This is a genomic window from Streptomyces sp. CB02414, from assembly GCF_001905385.1.
Classification (GTDB): domain Bacteria; phylum Actinomycetota; class Actinomycetes; order Streptomycetales; family Streptomycetaceae; genus Streptomyces.
In genome coordinates, this window is sequence record NZ_LIPF01000012.1 from 141453 (window position 1) to 158154 (window position 16702).

Genomic DNA, 16702 nt, shown 5'->3' on the forward strand with positions numbered 1-16702 from the left:
CGGTACGCTTCAGACATGAGTGCTGCTCCGCGTTCCGACAAGCCGGTGGGCCGGTTCCGGCGCATGTTCGACCGGCTCTCCTCGTCGCAGGAGGACCTGGAGTCCGAGGAACTGCGCGAGGACGCCGACACCGCCGGCTGCACCCGCATCTGCGACTGCCAGGACCGTCAGATCGTCTCGGTTACTGGTACCTTGCGCACGGTCACCCTGCGACCGCGCGCGGGCGTCCCGGCCCTGGAGGCCGAGCTGTTCGACGGTTCCGCCGCCCTGGACGTGGTGTGGCTGGGCAGACGCTCCATCGTGGGCATAGAGCCGGGGCGCAAGCTCATCGCATCGGGCCGGATCTCCATGAGCCGGGGCCGCCGGGTGCTCTTCAACCCGAAATACGAACTGAGACCCCTCGGACGGGAGTAGCCGGTGACGTCGCTCGACAAGCCGACCGAAGACACCCAGGACACGGAAGCCGGCGACGCGCGGGCGGTGACGGAGGCCGCGCTGTTCGAGGCGTTCGGCGGCGTGCGGGGCATGGTCGAGACGGTGCTGCCGGGCCTGCTCTTCGTCACCATCTTCACGCTCAACAACGACCTGCACATGTCGGCGATCGCGGCGCTCGCCGTGTCGCTGGTGCTGGTCGTGGTCCGGCTGGCGATGAAGGACACCGTCAAGCACGCCTTCAGCGGCGTGTTCGGCGTCGCCTTCGGCGTGGTCTTCGCGATGATGACCGACAACGCCAAGAACTTCTACCTGCCGGGCATGCTCTACACCCTGGGCCTGGCCCTGGCGTACATCGTGACCGCGCTGGCCGGCGTGCCCCTGATCGGCCTGATCCTCGGCCCGGTCTTCAAGGAGAACCTCTCCTGGCGCACCCGGAACCCGGGACGCAAGAAGGCCTACACCAAGGCCAGCTACGCCTGGGGCTTCATCCTGCTCGCCAAGTCCGCGATCCTCTTCCCGCTGTACTGGTGGGCGGACACCGAGCAGCTCGGCTGGGTCCTGGTCACCCTGAAGATCCCGCCCTTCCTGCTCGCCGTCTGGCTGACCTGGGTCTTCCTGGCCAAGGCGCCGGCCCCCATCGACGTGTTCGCGGAGATGGAGGCGGCGGAGCAGGCCGAGAAGGAGCGTGAGGAGCGCGCGAAGGCCGAGCGCGAGGCCCGGGGCGAGGACGCCCTGGACCCCGCGCCCGGCGGCAGGCACCGCAAGGACTGACGCCCCCGTAAGGGTGACGGCATACGACGGTGGGGCGCCCGGAGATCTCCGGGCGCCCCACCGTCGTATGCGCGGGCCGTGTGCGGACCGTGCGCCGGTCAGCGCGCCGTACTGCCCTTGCGCGCCGACAGCAGGTCCTCCAGCTGCTCCTCGCGGGCCTGCGCCGCGACGAACAGCAGCTCGTCGCCGGCCTCCAGGGAGTCCTCCCTGGACGGCGTCAGCACCCGGGTGCCGCGGATGATCGTGACCAGCGAGGTGTCCTCGGGCCAGTCCACGTCCCCGACCTGCGTGCCGGCCAGGGCCGACTCCTCCGGCAGCGTCAGCTCCACCAGGTTGGCGTCGCCGTGGCTGAAGCGCAGCAGCCGGACCAGGTCGCCGACGCTCACCGCCTCCTCGACCAGGGCCGACATCAGCCGCGGCGTGGAGACGGCGACGTCCACGCCCCAGGACTCGTTGAACAGCCACTCGTTCTTCGGGTTGTTCACCCGGGCGACGACGCGCGGAACGCCGTACTCCGTCTTGGCCAGCAGGGAGACGACCAGGTTGACCTTGTCGTCGCCCGTCGCGGCGATGACGACGTTGCAGCGCTGGAGCGCGGCCTCGTCCAGGGACGTGATCTCGCACGCGTCCGCGAGCAGCCACTCCGCCATCGGCACCCGCTCGACCGAGATCGCGGTCGGCGCCTTGTCGATGAGCAGGACCTCGTGGCCGTTCTCCAGCAGCTCGCCCGCGATCGAACGGCCGACCGCACCGGCTCCGGCAATGGCGACCCTCATCAGTGACCGCCCTCCTCTTCGGGACCCTGGGCGAACGCCGCCTCGACCTTGTCGACCTCGTCGGTGCGCATCATCACGTGCACCAGGTCACCCTCCTGCAGCACCGTCTGCGAGGAGGGCAGGATCGCCTCCCCGAGCCGGGTGAGGAACGCCACCCGCACCCCGGTCTGCTCCTGGAGCCGGCTGATCTTGTGGCCGACCCAGGACGCAGAGGTGTGCACCTCGGCGAGCTGGACGCCGCCGGTGGGGTCGCGCCACAGCGGCTCGGCGCCCGAGGGGAGCAGGCGGCGCAGCATCTGGTCGGCCGTCCAGCGGACGGTGGCGACCGTGGGGATGCCCAGGCGCTGGTAGACCTCGGCGCGGCGGGGGTCGTAGATGCGGGCGGCGACGTTCTCCACGCCGAACATCTCGCGGGCCACCCGGGCGGCGATGATGTTCGAGTTGTCGCCGCTGGAGACGGCGGCGAAGGCCCCCGCCTCCTCGACGCCCGCCTCGCGCAGGGTGTCCTGGTCGAAGCCGATACCGGTGACCCTGCGGCCGCCGAACGTGGAACCGAGGCGGCGGAAGGCGGTGGGGTCCTGGTCGATCACGGCGACCGTGTGCCCCTGCTGCTCCAGAGTCTGCGCGAGGGCCGAGCCCACACGCCCGCAGCCCATGATCACGATGTGCATCGCCTCACACCCCGCTTCCTGCGGGCCCGCCGGCCTTAGTGGATGTCCTGCTCATGTCTCTCTTTCGGCTCGCCTGGCGACACGTCGCGGCCGTGTGCGGGCCGCAGGGGAACATCATGCCGGTGCGCACCGACCCTGACGCCGCTCGGGGCCCCGGGAAGTCCCGGACCCCGAACGGAAGCCGGGTTTCCCCGTCGTCCGCCCCCAACGTAGCGGCAAGCCTCCGGGGGCCGCAGGGGCCGTCTCACCCTCCGGCCGAGGACCCCCGCCGGCCGATGCTGCGAATGCTGGCGAGGGTCAGGATTCCGAGGCCGACGAGTGTGGCGGCGCCGCCGATCAGCTCTGCGCTCAGGTCGCTCAGGTGCATGGGACCTCCAGGGGCGGTGCGACGGCCGGGGGAGCGGTCGGCAATCGGGCAGTCTTCGTCATACAGTCGGACATTCAGGCACGCCGACCGCGCGACCTGCGGAATCCGCAGCCCTGCCGGCCGCCGAATTCACCCGTAGAGCAGAGGGCGGGGCGATCGGGGGTGGCGGGTGGGCGGGCGCCCGTTCGAAGGCTTACGATCCTCTGTTGTGTCCAAACTGACCGACGTGCCCAAACGGATTCTGATCGGGCGCGCACTGCGCAGTGACCGGCTGGGCGAAACGCTCCTGCCGAAGCGCATCGCTCTCCCCGTCTTCGCCTCCGACCCGCTGTCCTCCGTGGCGTACGCGCCCGGCGAGGTCTTGCTGGTCCTGTCCATCGCGGGCGTGTCGGCGTACCACTTCAGCCCCTGGATCGCGGTCGCGGTCGTCGTGCTGATGTTCACCGTGGTCGCCTCCTACCGGCAGAACGTGCACGCCTACCCGAGCGGCGGCGGCGACTACGAGGTGGCGAACACCAACCTCGGCCCGAAGGCCGGCCTGACGGTGGCGAGCGCCCTCCTGGTCGACTACGTACTGACCGTCGCGGTCTCCATCTCCTCCGGCATCGAGAACCTCGGCTCCGCGATCCCCTTCGTGGTCGAGCACAAGGTGCTCTGCGCCATCGCCGTCATCCTGCTGCTGACGCTGATGAACCTGCGCGGCGTCAAGGAGTCGGGCACGCTCTTCGCCATCCCGACGTACGTCTTCGTCGCGGGCGTCTTCATCATGATCGCGTGGGGCGCCTTCCGCGGCCTGGTCCTGGACGACACCATGCGCGCCCCCACCGCGGACTACGAGATCAAGCCGGAGCACGGCGGCCTCGCGGGCTTCGCCCTGGTCTTCCTCCTCCTGCGCGCCTTCTCCTCCGGCTGCGCCGCCCTCACCGGCGTGGAGGCGATCTCCAACGGCGTCCCGGCCTTCCGCAAGCCCAAGTCGAAGAACGCGGGCAACACGCTCGCGCTGATGGGCCTGCTCGCCGTCACCATGTTCTGCGGCATCATCGCCCTGGCCGCCGCCACCGACGTCCGCATGTCGGAGAACCCGGCCACCGACCTCTTCCACAATGGCGTCGCGCTCGGCTCGGACTACGTGCAGCACCCGGTGATCTCGCAGGTCGCCGAGGCGGTCTTCGGGGAGGGCAGCTTCCTCTTCATCATCCTGGCCGCCGCCACCGCACTCGTCCTCTTCCTCGCCGCGAACACCGCCTACAACGGCTTCCCGCTGCTCGGCTCGATCCTCGCCCAGGACCGCTACCTGCCTCGCCAGCTGCACACCCGAGGCGACCGCCTGGCCTTCTCCAACGGCATCGTGCTCCTGGCCGGCGCCGCGATGCTCCTGGTCTTCATCTACGGAGCCGACTCGACGCGCCTGATCCAGCTCTACATCGTCGGCGTCTTCGTCTCCTTCACGCTCAGCCAGATCGGCATGGTCCGCCACTGGAACCGCCACCTGGCCGCCGAGAAGGACCCGGCCGCCCGCCGCCGCATGATTCGCTCCCGCGCGATCAACGCCTTCGGCGCCTTCTTCACCGGCCTGGTCCTGGTCGTCGTACTGGCCACGAAGTTCACGCACGGCGCCTGGGTCGCCCTGCTCGGCATGTGCATCTTCTTCGCGACGATGACGGCGATCCGCAAGCACTACGACCGCGTCGCCGAGGAGATCGCCGCCCCCGAGGACCCCGACGAGGCGCAGCCCGACGACATGGTCCGCCCGTCCCGCGTCCACTCGGTCGTCCTCATCTCCAAGATCCACCGCCCCACCCTCCGCGCCCTCGCCTACGCCAAGCTCATGCGCTCCGACACCCTGGAGGCGCTCAGTGTCAACGTCGACCCGGCGGAGACCAAGGCCCTGCGCGGCGAATGGGAACGGCGCGGCATCGCCGTACCGCTGAAGGTCCTGGACTCGCCCTACCGCGAGATCACGCGGCCGGTCATCGAGTACGTCAAGAGCCTGCGCAAGGAGTCCCCGCGCGACGCGGTCTCGGTGATCATCCCCGAGTACGTGGTCGGTCACTGGTACGAGCACCTGCTGCACAACCAGAGCGCCCTGCGCCTCAAGGGCCGCCTGCTCTTCACCCCCGGCGTCATGGTCACCTCGGTTCCGTACCAGCTCCAGTCCTCCGAGGCCGCCAAGCGGCGCGCGCGCAAGCGCCAGGACTGGAACGCGCCCGGCGCGGTCCGGCGCGGCCCCGCGGGCCCCGACCGGGCGAAGGAGTCCTCGCCGTCGAAGTAGACTGGACGGCTGTTGTCCTTCGGCGCCCGCCTTCCGGCGGCCGTGCCTTGTCGTCCCGTTCTCTGGAGTCACCCCGCCATGCAGGCAGAACCGAAGAAATCGCTGGTGGGGGAGGAGTACGAGGTCGAGATCGGCCCCGTCGCCCACGGCGGCCACTGCATCGCCCGTACGTCTGAGGGGCAGGTGCTGTTCGTCCGGCACACGCTGCCCGGCGAGCGGGTCGTGGCCCGGGTGACCGAGGGTGAGGAGGGCGCCCGCTTCCTGCGCGCCGACGCGGTCGAGATCCTGGACGCCTCCAAGGACCGCATCGAGGCCCCCTGCCCCTTCGCCGGCCCCGGCCGCTGCGGCGGCTGCGACTGGCAGCACGCCAAGCCGGGCGCCCAGCGCCGTTTGAAGGGCGAGGTCGTCGCCGAGCAGCTGCAGCGCCTGGCGGGCCTTACCCCCGAGGAGGCCGGCTGGGACGGCACGGTGATGCCGGCCGAGGGCGACAAGGTGCCCGCCGGTCAGGTCCCCTCCTGGCGCACCCGCGTCCAGTACGCCGTCGACTCCGAGGGCCGCGCGGGCCTGCGCAAGCACCGCTCGCACGAGGTCCAGCCGATCGACCACTGCATGATCGCCGCGGAGGGCGTCAGCGAGCTGGGCATCGAGGCGCGGGACTGGCCGGGCATGGAGTCCGTCGAGGCGATCGCGGCCACCGGCTCCCAGGACCGGCAGGTCATCCTGACCCCCCGGCCGGGTGCGAGGCTCCCCATCGTCGAACTGGACCGCCCGGTCTCCGTCATGCGGGTCGGGGAGAAGGACGGCGGCGTCCACCGCGTCCACGGCCGCCCCTTCGTCCGCGAACGCGCCGACGACCGCACCTACCGCGTCGGCAGCGGCGGCTTCTGGCAGGTCCACCCCAAGGCGGCCGACACCCTGGTCAAGGCCGTCATGCAGGGCCTGCTCCCGCGCAAGGGCGACATGGCCCTCGACCTGTACTGCGGGGTCGGCCTCTTCGCCGGCGCCCTGGCCGACCGGGTCGGCGACAAGGGCGCCGTCCTCGGCATCGAGTCCGGCAAGCGCGCGGTCGAGGACGCCCGGCACAACCTCGCCGGCTTCGACCGGGTGCGGATCGAGCAGGGCAAGGTGGAGTCCGTCCTGCCGCGTACGGGCATCGACGAGGTCGACCTGATCGTCCTGGACCCGCCGCGCGCGGGGGCGGGACGGAAGACGGTGGAGCACCTCGCGTCCCTGGGGGCGCGTCGTGTCGCCTACGTGGCCTGCGACCCGGCGGCGCTGGCGCGGGATCTGGGGTACTTCCGGGACGGAGGGTACCGGGTGCGGATGTTGCGGGTGTTCGATCTGTTTCCGATGACTTCGCATGTGGAGTGCGTGGCGATCCTTGAGCCGGCGGCCAAGGGGTCCTGACCTGCGCTTTTGTTGTCCGGGTGGGTTGCTCGACCTGTTTCCCTCCGCGGAACGGTTCGAGCGACGGATCGATCTTTGCGGATCGCTGACCTGCGGGTTCGTGAGTGAGGTGCCTCGCGCCGCATGATACCGGTCAGGTATCATGCCCGTATGGCGATGACACTCCGACTCCCTGACGACCTTGACGCGAAGCTTACGGACCGGGCCCGGCGGGAGGGCCGCAGTAAGCAGGAACTTGCCATCGAGGCCATCCGTGATGCCCAGAACCGGGCCGAGCTGAAGGTCGATGACGTCCTGGCCGAGCTGATGGACAGCGATGCGGAGATCCTGGACTACCTGAAGTGACCGATGTGCGCTACATCCAGATCGACGAGATCCTGGCCATCGCCCGTGCGGTCAACGGTACCGAGCACAGTGTGCGTGACATGGGCCTTCTGGTGTCGGCGATCGAGAGGCCCCGGACGAACGTGTTCGGTGCCGAGCTGTACCCCACGCTCCACGAGAAGGCCGCGGCACTGCTGCACTCCGTAGCCCGTAATCACGCGTTGATCGACGGTAACAAGCGCACCGCCTGGCTCGCCATGCGTGTCTTCCTGCGGTTCAACGGCGCCGCAGCCGTGACTGTCCCGCCGCCTGTCTCCGTTGCCGGACCGTTCGTGGAGGAGGTCGCGCAGGACGACGTGGATGTACCGGTCATTGCCAAGCGCCTGCTGACCTGGTTCCCCGTCACTTGACGTCCGGCTCCCGGGGTTCGGACGACGGGAGAGGGCGGTCCGCGGCGCAGTTGACGAACCTGGGGCCGGCTCATGTCCTTGTTCGCGTGGCCAACCATCGGAACTCGTCGCTCTCGAACAGTCGGCCGCACTGTTCATCGCCGCCGACACCGGACACTGCTACGTCGACACCGTGTTCGCCAGATACGGGGAGGCGTCCCGGATCGAGGACCTTGGCCCACGACAGGTCCGCGGCACGGACGAACTGGCGCTCCCGTGGTCACGCATGGACTGGAACGGGTCGGCCGAGGCGGTCCTCGGGTAGGGCGTCCCGTCCCGCCCCGGCGGCTGGCGACGACGTGCCTCAACGCTCCTCGTAGGGGTCCGCCGGTTCGGCGATCGGCCGGGCGTCCGTGGCGTCCAGTACCGGGGGCCAGGCGGCCGCCGAGCCGGCCGCGCAGCACGCCTCCCGCAGCCGGATCACGTACCAGGTGCCGTCGTCGTCGCGGGTGACGAAGCCGGTGAGCCGCACCGTGCGGTCCCGCAGCGACTAGCCGCTGTCGTACGCGGCCCGGGAACCGAACTCGGCCAGGCCCAGCTCCACCGGGTCACCGGCGGGCGGTGCGGGGAACGTGCCGACGAACTCCTCGGCGCGCCCGTCCTCTTCGCGCGCCGCACTGTGGGAACCCAGCGCCGGAGGTGGGAACCCAAGCCGGGGCACGTCGTACGGCACGGCGGCAGGACGGTGCTGATCACTGACGGCACGGGCGAGGTGAACATTTTCGACCCCGCCGAGCTGGCCGGAGGCGAGCAGCCGAAGACGCGGAGTCACACTTCTGCCGAACAGGCGGGCAGCGACGTCTCCCCGATCCTCCTGGGCGATCACAAGACCGACCCGGAGGCGGAGCTGGAGCGGCCGACCCGCATCTCGCTGATCGACACCCGCACGGCGGAGATGAGGCTGGTCGACCTCGGCACCAGCTACTCCTTCCGCTCCCTCGCCCGCGGCCCGCACGGGGAGGCCCTCGTGCTCGGCACCAACGGCGTCCTGCACGTCATCGACCCGGAGACCGGAAAGGTCGAGAAGAAGATCGACGCGGTCGGCGACTGGACGGAACCACGACCTGGACTCGGGCGAGAAGGTGACGTCCGTGACGCTGCCGAAGGGCACCAACGAACTGTCCGGGACGGTGGCCGGTCACTGACGCGTCCCGCCCCGGGAGCTCCCAGAGTGGCCCGAGGGAAAGCGCCCGCCGGACCCGTGTTCCGGCGGGCGTTCCGTTCTGCCCACCTCCCCGCCCTCACCCGGCCACCGGTGAGGTCCGGCGTACCCTCCGGAGCCGAACGCGACAGCCACCCACCACCCGGCAGGCCAGGTACACGGCGAACGAGATCGTCGTAACGTACGGGCTGATGGGGATCGAGCCCCCGAGCGGAGGAGAGTGCCGCCCTCGACGGACACGACGGCGACAACCACGCTGAGCTGGTGTATGAGCACGGGGGACGCGGTGACTCCGGCTCGCCGGGGCGCGGGCACGGTTCAGGTGTGCTGCTCCGCGCGGGCCGGGGCGGTCCGGCCGGGGTGACACCCGTTGCAGACGCCGGTCAGTTCCACCGTGTGCTCGACTTCGGTGAAGCCCATGACCTCGCCGAGCTTCTCCGCCCAGCTCTCAACCGCACTCGCCTCGACCTCGGCGCTGAGGCCGCATTCGCGGCAGACGAGATAGTGGCGGTGACCGCCGTCGGGTCTGGGCCGGTACAGCCGCTCGCCGCTCTTCTCGCGCACGACGTCGACCTGCCCGGAGCGGTCGAGGGCGTGCAGCGTGCGGTACACCGTGGTCAGGCCGATGGTGATGCCGTCGACCTCCAGTGCCTCGTGCAAGTCCTGGGCGGAGGTGAATCCGGCTCGCTGTTGCAGGGCGCTCATGACCGCCGTCCGCTGCCGTGTCGTGCGCAGTGGCACCTGCATCCGGGTTGCTGATGTCTCGCTCAGTCCGCCCACCTCCCCTGGGTATCGGGCATGGTAATCATTTCCATCACGGATTCAAAGGATGTCGAGGGTCGGCGAGTGCGGTGCGAGGGCGGGGCTTCGGGAGTTATTGAATATGGAAGTCGTTACCGACTAATGTCGGACTGTCGCACAGGCGCCCCACGTGGGCGACAGGGGAGGGGCCCTCATGACCTTGGCACGACAGGCGTCCGGAGCCGGGAAGATCGGCGTGGAGCGCGACCGGTGTGTGGGTGCGGGGCAGTGCGTGCTCGCCGCGCCGACGGTGTTCGACCAGGACGAGGAGGAAGGACTCGTACTCGTCCTGGACGACGAGCCTTCCGCGTCCGTTGCCGACGCCGTGCGTGAAGCGGTGTGGGCCTGCCCGTCGGGTGCTCTCACCCTGCGGTGACCTGTGGGCCCGCGCCGCCGGGAGGGGCGGATGCGGTCGAAACCGCGGAACCCTCGCTGAGGGCGCCCCGGCTCCCGGATCACTCAGCGAACGTCATCAGCTCAGCAGAACGTCAAGGAGACGCATGTCCAGACAGATCGACCGTCGTGCCTTCCTCCGCCGAGGTGCGGCGGCAGCAGGGGCCCTGGCGGTGGGCCCCGGCCTGCTGGCGGCGTGCTCCACCGACGAGGCCGGCACCGACGCTAAGGCCGGGGACGGTTCCTCGTCCCGCTCGGGCGGCACACTCCGGGCCGCCTTCGTCGGAGGCGGTGCCGCCGAGTCGCTCGACTTCTTCAACGGCCCCTCCGCATTGGACCTGGTGCGTGCCCGCGCCTGGCACGGCACCCTCGGCAACCTGGACCCCAACGGTCCCGACGGGGTGCGCTACGGCGTGCTCAAGGGCATCGACATCTCCGACGACCTGTCGGCCTACACCCTGCACGTGCGGCCCGGCGTCCGCTTCACTGACGGCTCCACGCTGACCGCCGCCGACGTCCTGCACTCGCTCAGCGGTCTCGCGGCCCGGAGCAAACTGCCCGTGTACCGGCTCGCCGCCGCCAACTTCGACCTCGCGCACGCCAGGGCCGAGGGCGACCTGAAGGTCGTACTGCCCACGCTGAGGCCCATCGCCGACGGCCGCATGATCCTCTGTCAGGGCAACTTCCTCGTCGTCAAGGACGGCACCGAGACCTTCCGCAAGGACATGCCCAGCTGCGGGCCCTTCCGGCTGACCGAGTTCAGCGCCGGCCAGGGTTCGGCGTTCGAGCGCTACGACGACCACTACGGGCACGTGCCGCGCCTGGACGGCCTGGAGCTGCGGTCGATCGCGGACTCGACCGCCAGGGCCGGTGCGCTCACCAGCGGTGAGATCGACTTCGCCCACGACCTGTCCCCCGTCACGGCGCGCACGCTCGGCGACAACGAGAAGGTCGAACTCGCCCCGACCGAGAGCCCCTACGTCGTCGGCCTGTCGTTCCAGATGAACATGAGCGCCAAGCCCTTCGACGACCCCCGGGTGCGGGAGGCGTTCAAGCTCGCCGTCGACCGGCAGGCCATGGTGAAGACGGTCTTCTACGGCAACGCCCAGGTCGGCAACGACCTCCCCTCCATGGGCTTCCCCGACTACGCCGAGGGCCTGCCCCAGCGCGCCCACGACCCGGAGCGGGCACGCGCGCTGCTCAAGGAGGCCGGGGCCGACGGCATGAAGGTGACGCTGACGACCGGTCCGGAGACGCCGGGCATGGTGGAGCTGGCCACGCTCTTCGTCGAGGACCTCAAGAAGATCGGCGTGAGGGCGTCGGTCCGGGAGCTGCCCGCGGGACAGCTCTACGCGGACTTCCCGGCGTACGCGGCGCTGCCGCTGGCCGGGTCGTACCAGATGCCCATCCCCGCCCTGTCGACGTATCAGATGAGCACGGCGGGGGGATCCCCGTCGGCGTTCGGCTGGAAGGAGTCCGCCACCGACAGCCTCGTCGCCAAGGCTCGTGCGGAGAGCGACCGGGCCGAGGCGAGGAGGCTGGGCGCCCAGGCGCAGCGCACGCGCTGGGAGGACGGCAACCAGGTGCTGCCGGTCTTCAAACCGAACCTGAACGCCCAGGCCAAGGGTGTCACCGGGATCCGCGACGACCTCTTCGAGCAGTTCCCCGGCTTCTCCCGGGCGTCGCTCGCGTGAGCCTGGTCGCCTTCGCCGGCCGCCGTCTCGCGGGGGCGGCCGTGCTGCTCGTCCTGCTGTCGGCGGTGATCTTCGCGGCCACGGCGGTCCTCCCCGGGGACGCCGTGAGCGCGGTGGCGGGCGTGGACGCCTCCGAGGCGCAGCGCGCCGACGTCCGGGCCGAACTCGGCCTCGACCGCCCTGCCGCCGCGCGGTACGCGGACTGGGTGGCGGGCGCGGTCCGCGGGGACCTGGGCCGTGGTTTCGTGGGCGACCGTCCGGTCACCGATGTCCTGGCGACCCGTCTGCCGAACAGCCTGCTCCTCGCCGGACTCACCCTCGCGGTCACCGCGCCGCTCGCCACACTGCTGGGCCTGTGGACCGGCCTGCGGAGCGGCGCCGGGGACCGGATCGTCTCGACGGCCGCCCAGACCCTGGCGGCCGTACCGGAGTTCGTCGTGGCCGCCTTGCTTGTCGCCGTACTGGCCGTGTGGCTGGAGATCCTGCCGCGGGTCTCCGTCGTCCCGCTGGGCGGCACACCGCTCGACGTGCCGCACGCGCTGATCCTGCCCGTGCTGACGCTCAGCGCGGTCGGTCTCGCGGTGGCCACCAGGCTGCTGAGGGCCTCCGTCGCCGATGCCGCGGCCACCCCGTACTGCGAGGCCGCACGACTCAACGGAGTGCGTGGAGTGAGGCTCGCCGTCCGGCACATCCTGCCCAACGCCGCGGCGCCCGCCGTCCAGGCGCTCACCCTCACCACGGGAGCACTGGTGGGATCGGCGGTGGTGGTGGAGAACGTCTTCGACTATCCGGGCATCGGCCGGGAGCTGCAACTGGCCGTAGCGGCCCGCGACATACCCATGGTGCAGGGCATCGCCACCGCCCTCGCCGGGGTGATGCTCCTCGTGCTGCTGACGGGGGACATCTGTGCGCGGCTGCTCGGCGCACGGGAAGGACACCGATGATGACGACGGTCCTCACACCGTGGGCGAGACGGACACGTACCCGTGGGCCGGGCACGCCCCGGCGCCGCAGGCCGCCGCTGCTCACCGGCGCGGGCACACTGCTCGTCCTCCTGGTCGCGCTGGCCGGTCCGCTGCTCGCCCCGCACAGCCCCACTGCGCAGCTGGCCGCCCCCTTCCAGCAACCCGACGGACGGTTCCTGCTCGGCACCGACGTGCTGGGGCGGGACGTGGCGAGCCGGGTGCTCGCCGGGGGCCGCACGATCGTGCTCACCGCCCTGGCCGGCACGGTTGCCGCCGGAGCGGTCGGCATCACCGCCGGTGTCCTGGCGGCCCTGGCCTCGCGCCGGCTGGGCGACCTGCTGCTCCGCTGCGTGGACGCCTTGGCCGTTCTACCCGCCCTGCTGGTCGTCCTCGTCCTCGCCGCCGGTTTCCCCGGCAGTCACACCGCCCTGGTGGCCTCGGTCGCTCTGGCCACCGTCCCGTTCTCCACGCGTGTGCTGCGGGCCGCCGCCGACACGGTGCTTTCCAGCGGGTACGTCGAGGCCGCGCTGGCCCGCGGCGACACCCGGTGGGCCGTACTCCGCCACGACGTGCTGCCTAACATCGCCGGACCGGCTCTCACGGACACGGCGCTCCGTCTGGTCGCCTCCCTGCACCTCGCCGCCACCGCGGGATTCCTAGGACTCGGACCGGGCGGGGCTGCTCCCGACTGGGGGCGCATGGTGAGTGAGAACGTGCCGGGCGCGACGCTGGCCGCCGCGCCGTTCCTCGCTCCGGCGCTGATGCTGGTGCTGCTGTCGGTCTGTGCCGGCCTGCTGGCCGGGCGGCTGGCGGACACGGTGGGGCGGGGTGCCGGATGACCGGCCGCGCGACGCCCCGGCCGCGGGCCGCCGAGCCACTGGCCGAGATCAGCGGGCTGACCCTGGGCCCGGTGGCGGGAGGACCGCCCGTCCTGCGCGACGCCTGCCTCTCGCTGCCGGCCGGGCAGGTGCTCGGAGTCGTCGGCCGGTCGGGATCGGGCAAGAGCAGTCTGGCGTACGGCCTGCTCGGGCATGTGCGTACGGGCCTGGAGGTCCGCGCCGGGACGGTCCGGGTCGCCGGCCTCGATCCCTTCGACCGGTCGGACGCCCGTCGGCTGCGTGGCCGGGTGGTGTCCTTCCTCGGGCAGGACCCGGCCTCCGCGCTGAATCCCGCGTTACGCATCGGCGGCCAGATCGCCGAGGCGGTACGGCTGCGCTCGCCGGTGAAGGACAGGGACGCTGTCCGTGCGGGGGTCGGTGAACTTCTGCTGTCCGTCAGGCTGCCGGCCGACCGGGAGTTCCTCGGGCGGCTGCCCGGGCAGGTGTCGGGAGGGCAGGCGCAGCGGGTCGCCCTCGCACTGGCGCTGGCGGGCCGGCCCAGGCTGCTGGTCCTCGACGAGCCCACCAGTGGCCTCGACCCGGTTCTGGCCGACGGGATGCGCGCCCTGCTGGCCGAGGTCCTGTGCCAGGGGGACCGTGCCGCACTGCTCGTCAGCCACGATCCGGCGTGGATCGGGTCGGTGGCCGACGACGTGGTCCGCCTCGAAGCGGGGCGGATCACCGGGCGAGGAGCACCGGTGGCGCCGTCGCCTCCGCGGTCCCGGGCTGCCCAGGACGGTGGGGCCCACCGCGAGGCCGCCCGCGTCACCGCCGCCGAACCCACCGTCGCCGGTGCTCTCTCGGTGCGGCGACTGCACGCCGTCCACGGTCGGGTCCCCGTGCTGCACGACGTCTCCCTCACCGTCCCGGCGGGCTCCTGCACCGCGGTCGTCGGGGCGTCGGGATCGGGCAAGACCACCCTCGCCCGCTGTCTCGCGGGGCTGCACCCGAAGGCGTCGGGGACTGTCGAGTGGTCCGGCACGGGCGGGAGCGCGGGGCGTGGGGCTCCGGTGCAACTCGTCGCGCAGGACGCCCGCGGTGCCCTCAACCCGCGCGAGTCCGTGGGCGCCGCGCTCACCCGTCCGCTCAGGGGAGTCGGGGGACTGCCGACGCGGGCCGCGTCCGACGAGGCGGTGCGGTTGCTCGGCCTGGTCGGGCTGGACACGGACGTACTGGGCCGTCGCCCGGGGGAGTTGTCCGGGGGACAGCGGCAACGCGTCGCGCTCGCCCGGACGCTGGCCGCCGAACCAAGTGTCCTCCTCTGCGACGAGATCACCTCGGCTCTCGACCCGGAGACCGCCGGCCAGGTTCTCGACCTGCTGGACTCCTTGCGGCTGACGTCCGGTCTGACCGTCGTCATGGTGACGCACGACCTCGAGGCAGCCGCTGCCCGCGCGGACCAGGTCGTCGTGCTGAACGCGGGCCGGGTGGTGGAAGCCGGGCGGGCCGGCCGCGTACTGGTGGACCCGGAGCATCCCGCCACCCGGAACCTGCTCGCCGCTGAGGACGGTCCGGTCCTCACCGCACCCGAGTAGGCGCGGGTGCGGTGCCTCTTACGGTGGGCAGGCGGGGCACCCGTCCTGGCGACGGGTGCCCCTGCACGCCCAGCGTCACCTCCGCGACAACTCCTGCGTGAGAATGGCCTTGTCGACCTTTCCGACGGCGGTGAGCGGGAGGTCGATGACCTGGACCACCTCGTCCGGCGTCTTGTACTCGGCGAGCCCGCGTTCCCCCAGATGGGCGGCCACCTCCCGAGTGCCCGGGGCCTCACCCGCGCAGACCACGAAGGCCACGGTCCGCTCACCCCGGCGCTCGTCCGGCACACCCACCAGCGCCGCCGCCGTGATCGCCGGATGGGTGAGCAACTGCTCCTCCACCTCGGCCGCGGCGATCTTTTCGCCGCCGCGGTTGATCTGGTCCTTGATTCGGCCCACCACCACGAGGTGCCCGGTCGGCAGCCGCCGTACGACGTCGCCGGTCCGGTAGTAGCCGTCCGGGGTGAACGCCGTGCGGTTGTGGTCCTCGGCGCGGTAGTAGCCACGCAGCGTGTACGGGCCGCGGGTGAGCAGTTCCCCCGGCGAACCTTCCGGCACGGGCCTGCCGTCGGCGTCCACCACCAGGATCTCGTCGTCCGGCGAGGCGGGTCGGCCCTGGGTGGCGCAGACGAGGTCCTCGGAGTCGTCGAGACGCGTGAGGTTGATCAGCCCCTCCGCCATGCCGAAGACCTGCTGCACGGTCACCCCGAGCGCCGGCCCGAGTTTGCGGGCGTGCTCCTCCGGCAGCCGCGCCCCGCCGACCTGCACCACGGTGAGGCTGCCCAGGTCCCAGGCGCCGGAGGCCGCCTCGTCGATCCAGTGGGTGACGAGCGGTGGAGTGAGGGAGGTGAGGGTCACGCCCTCCCGTTCGACGAGCGCGAACGCCGTCTGCGGGCTGGGGTCCGGGGCGACGACGACCGTTCCGCCGGCCATGAGGGTGCCGAGCACGCCTGGGCAGGCAAAGGTGAAGTTGAACCCGATCGGCAGCACCGCGAGGTAGACGGTGCGCTCGTCGAGGGCGCAGACCTCGGCGCAGGCGCGGGCGTTGTACGCGTAGTCGTCGTGGGTGCGCGGGATGAGCTTGGGAAGGCCGGTGGTGCCGCCCGAGAGCAGCAGGAGGGCGACGTCGGCCGGGTCCGTTCCGCCGTCATCGGTACGCGGTCCCTGGACGGTGTCCGGAGAGGAGCCGGCGGGTGTCGCGGAAGATGCCGTCCGCAGCGACTCGAAGGAGACGAAGCCGCTCTCCGGCCCGGGGTCGCCGACCACGACGACGATCCGCGGCGAACGGCCCAGCCCTTGCTCCGACCGCACCGAGCGCATCAGCTCCCGGTGGTCGAACCTGGCGTGCCGGTCGGGCACCACACAGGCCACCGCACCCGACACGCGTACCAGGTGACCGATCTCGCGCCGCCGGTGGCCGGGCATGGCGTGCACCGGGACGGCGCCGAGTCGCTGCAGGCCGAACCAGACGAGGACGAACTCGGCCCGGTTGGGGAGCTGGACCACGACGCGGTCGCCCCGCCCGACACCGTGACTCCGCAGTCCGTGGGCCACGCGGTCGGCCTCGGCGTCCAGGTCCGCGTAGGTCCACCGGCGGTCCCCGTCCACCAGGGCGACGCGCTCGCCGTGGGCGGCTGCCGACTGGCGCAGCCGGGCGCCGAACGTCACTCCCTGCCAGTGGCCGGCGGCCCGGTAGCGCGCCGATTCCGCCTCGGACCAGGTCTGTTCGGTCTCCGTCATGGGGTTCTGCCTCTCGTTTTCGGGCCTCGGGATCTGGCGTCGAGGTCCCTTGTGTGACTACG

The 16702-nt window shown here is 71.5% G+C and carries 18 protein-coding genes and 1 pseudogene; 12 read left to right on the top strand and 7 right to left on the bottom strand.

Annotated elements, in window-relative coordinates:
- The first annotated feature begins 15 nt into the window (after window positions 1–15).
- Window positions 16–414, top strand: coding sequence for an OB-fold nucleic acid binding domain-containing protein (locus AMK11_RS33045; RefSeq protein ID WP_073731801.1), 399 nt, complete (start codon window positions 16–18; stop codon window positions 412–414).
- A gap of 3 nt (window positions 415–417) precedes the next feature.
- Complete coding sequence (locus AMK11_RS33050) at window positions 418–1206, top strand: DUF3159 domain-containing protein (RefSeq protein WP_073731802.1); 789 nt, start codon at window positions 418–420, stop codon at window positions 1204–1206.
- 98 nt (window positions 1207–1304) lie between these two features.
- Here AMK11_RS33050 and AMK11_RS33055 read toward each other — a convergent pair whose 3' ends face one another.
- The 3 genes from AMK11_RS33055 to AMK11_RS39040 all read right to left on the bottom strand — a co-directional run bounded on the left by AMK11_RS33055 (window position 1305) and on the right by AMK11_RS39040 (window position 3020).
- Complete coding sequence (locus AMK11_RS33055; protein ID WP_073731803.1) at window positions 1305–1982, bottom strand: potassium channel family protein; 678 nt, start codon at window positions 1980–1982, stop codon at window positions 1305–1307.
- Window positions 1982–2653 (bottom strand): potassium channel family protein, encoded by a 672-nt coding sequence (locus AMK11_RS33060; RefSeq protein ID WP_073731804.1) that lies wholly within the window; start codon window positions 2651–2653, stop codon window positions 1982–1984. Before AMK11_RS33060 ends, AMK11_RS33055 begins: the two co-directional genes overlap by 1 nt.
- Before the next feature lie 244 nt (window positions 2654–2897).
- The gene (locus AMK11_RS39040) at window positions 2898–3020 is read right to left on the bottom strand and encodes a hypothetical protein (RefSeq protein ID WP_274535687.1); all 123 of its coding nucleotides are present in this window, start codon (window positions 3018–3020) and stop codon (window positions 2898–2900) included.
- A 208-nt stretch (window positions 3021–3228) separates the two neighbouring features.
- On the opposite strand from AMK11_RS39040, the gene AMK11_RS33065 reads away from it, so the two are divergent.
- The 4 genes from AMK11_RS33065 (at window position 3229) to AMK11_RS33080 (ending at window position 7433) form a co-directional block, all read left to right on the top strand.
- Window positions 3229–5292 (top strand): APC family permease, encoded by a 2064-nt coding sequence (locus AMK11_RS33065; RefSeq protein WP_073731805.1) that lies wholly within the window; start codon window positions 3229–3231, stop codon window positions 5290–5292.
- A 78-nt stretch (window positions 5293–5370) separates the two neighbouring features.
- Window positions 5371–6699: a class I SAM-dependent RNA methyltransferase gene (locus AMK11_RS33070; protein ID WP_073731806.1), complete on the top strand. Its 1329-nt coding sequence runs from the start codon at window positions 5371–5373 to the stop codon at window positions 6697–6699.
- Between the two features lie 150 nt (window positions 6700–6849).
- Window positions 6850–7044, top strand: coding sequence for a ribbon-helix-helix protein, CopG family (locus AMK11_RS33075; protein WP_073731807.1), 195 nt, complete (start codon window positions 6850–6852; stop codon window positions 7042–7044).
- Window positions 7041–7433, top strand: coding sequence for a type II toxin-antitoxin system death-on-curing family toxin (locus tag AMK11_RS33080; RefSeq protein WP_073731808.1), 393 nt, complete (start codon window positions 7041–7043; stop codon window positions 7431–7433). Before AMK11_RS33075 ends, AMK11_RS33080 begins: the two co-directional genes overlap by 4 nt.
- A 343-nt stretch (window positions 7434–7776) precedes the next feature.
- On the opposite strand, the gene AMK11_RS39165 is transcribed toward AMK11_RS33080, so the two are convergent.
- Both AMK11_RS39165 and AMK11_RS39170 read right to left on the bottom strand, forming a co-directional pair.
- Entirely contained in the window at window positions 7777–7944 is a 168-nt protein-coding gene (locus AMK11_RS39165) for a hypothetical protein (RefSeq protein ID WP_338012667.1), read from the bottom strand.
- Between the two features lie 18 nt (window positions 7945–7962).
- Window positions 7963–8145, bottom strand: coding sequence for a hypothetical protein (locus AMK11_RS39170; RefSeq protein ID WP_338012668.1), 183 nt, complete (start codon window positions 8143–8145; stop codon window positions 7963–7965).
- Between AMK11_RS39170 and AMK11_RS37155 the strand changes: the two are divergent.
- Window positions 8122–8617, top strand: a pseudogene (locus AMK11_RS37155) (hypothetical protein); the annotation flags it as partial. The gene AMK11_RS39170 and the pseudogene AMK11_RS37155 overlap by 24 nt on opposite strands.
- Before the next feature lie 335 nt (window positions 8618–8952).
- Here the strand turns inward: AMK11_RS37155 and AMK11_RS33095 are convergent.
- On the bottom strand, window positions 8953–9381 hold the full coding sequence (locus tag AMK11_RS33095) for a Fur family transcriptional regulator (protein ID WP_073731810.1): 429 nt from the start codon (window positions 9379–9381) through the stop codon (window positions 8953–8955).
- 208 nt (window positions 9382–9589) lie between these two features.
- Here AMK11_RS33095 and AMK11_RS33100 point away from each other — a divergent pair, with 208 nt between their 5' ends.
- The 5 genes from AMK11_RS33100 to AMK11_RS33120 all read left to right on the top strand — a co-directional run bounded on the left by AMK11_RS33100 (window position 9590) and on the right by AMK11_RS33120 (window position 14900).
- Window positions 9590–9811 carry a ferredoxin gene (locus tag AMK11_RS33100; RefSeq protein ID WP_030378516.1) on the top strand — a complete coding sequence of 74 codons (222 nt, stop codon included), beginning with the start codon at window positions 9590–9592 and terminating at the stop codon, window positions 9809–9811.
- Window positions 9812–9935: 124 nt separating this feature from the next.
- Window positions 9936–11522, top strand: coding sequence for an ABC transporter substrate-binding protein (locus AMK11_RS33105; protein ID WP_073731811.1), 1587 nt, complete (start codon window positions 9936–9938; stop codon window positions 11520–11522).
- Window positions 11519–12466, top strand: coding sequence for an ABC transporter permease (locus tag AMK11_RS33110; RefSeq protein WP_073731812.1), 948 nt, complete (start codon window positions 11519–11521; stop codon window positions 12464–12466). The genes AMK11_RS33105 and AMK11_RS33110 overlap by 4 nt, the downstream gene beginning before the upstream one ends.
- Window positions 12466–13326: an ABC transporter permease gene (locus AMK11_RS33115; RefSeq protein ID WP_073731813.1), complete on the top strand. Its 861-nt coding sequence runs from the start codon at window positions 12466–12468 to the stop codon at window positions 13324–13326. Before AMK11_RS33110 ends, AMK11_RS33115 begins: the two co-directional genes overlap by 1 nt.
- Window positions 13323–14900, top strand: a complete 1578-nt coding sequence (locus AMK11_RS33120; RefSeq protein WP_073731814.1) for an ABC transporter ATP-binding protein — start codon at window positions 13323–13325, stop codon at window positions 14898–14900. The genes AMK11_RS33115 and AMK11_RS33120 overlap by 4 nt, the downstream gene beginning before the upstream one ends.
- A 75-nt stretch (window positions 14901–14975) precedes the next feature.
- Here the strand turns inward: AMK11_RS33120 and AMK11_RS33125 are convergent, their stop codons facing one another.
- Entirely contained in the window at window positions 14976–16640 is a 1665-nt protein-coding gene (locus AMK11_RS33125; RefSeq protein ID WP_073731815.1) for a (2,3-dihydroxybenzoyl)adenylate synthase, read from the bottom strand.
- Window positions 16641–16702 lie beyond the last annotated feature (62 nt).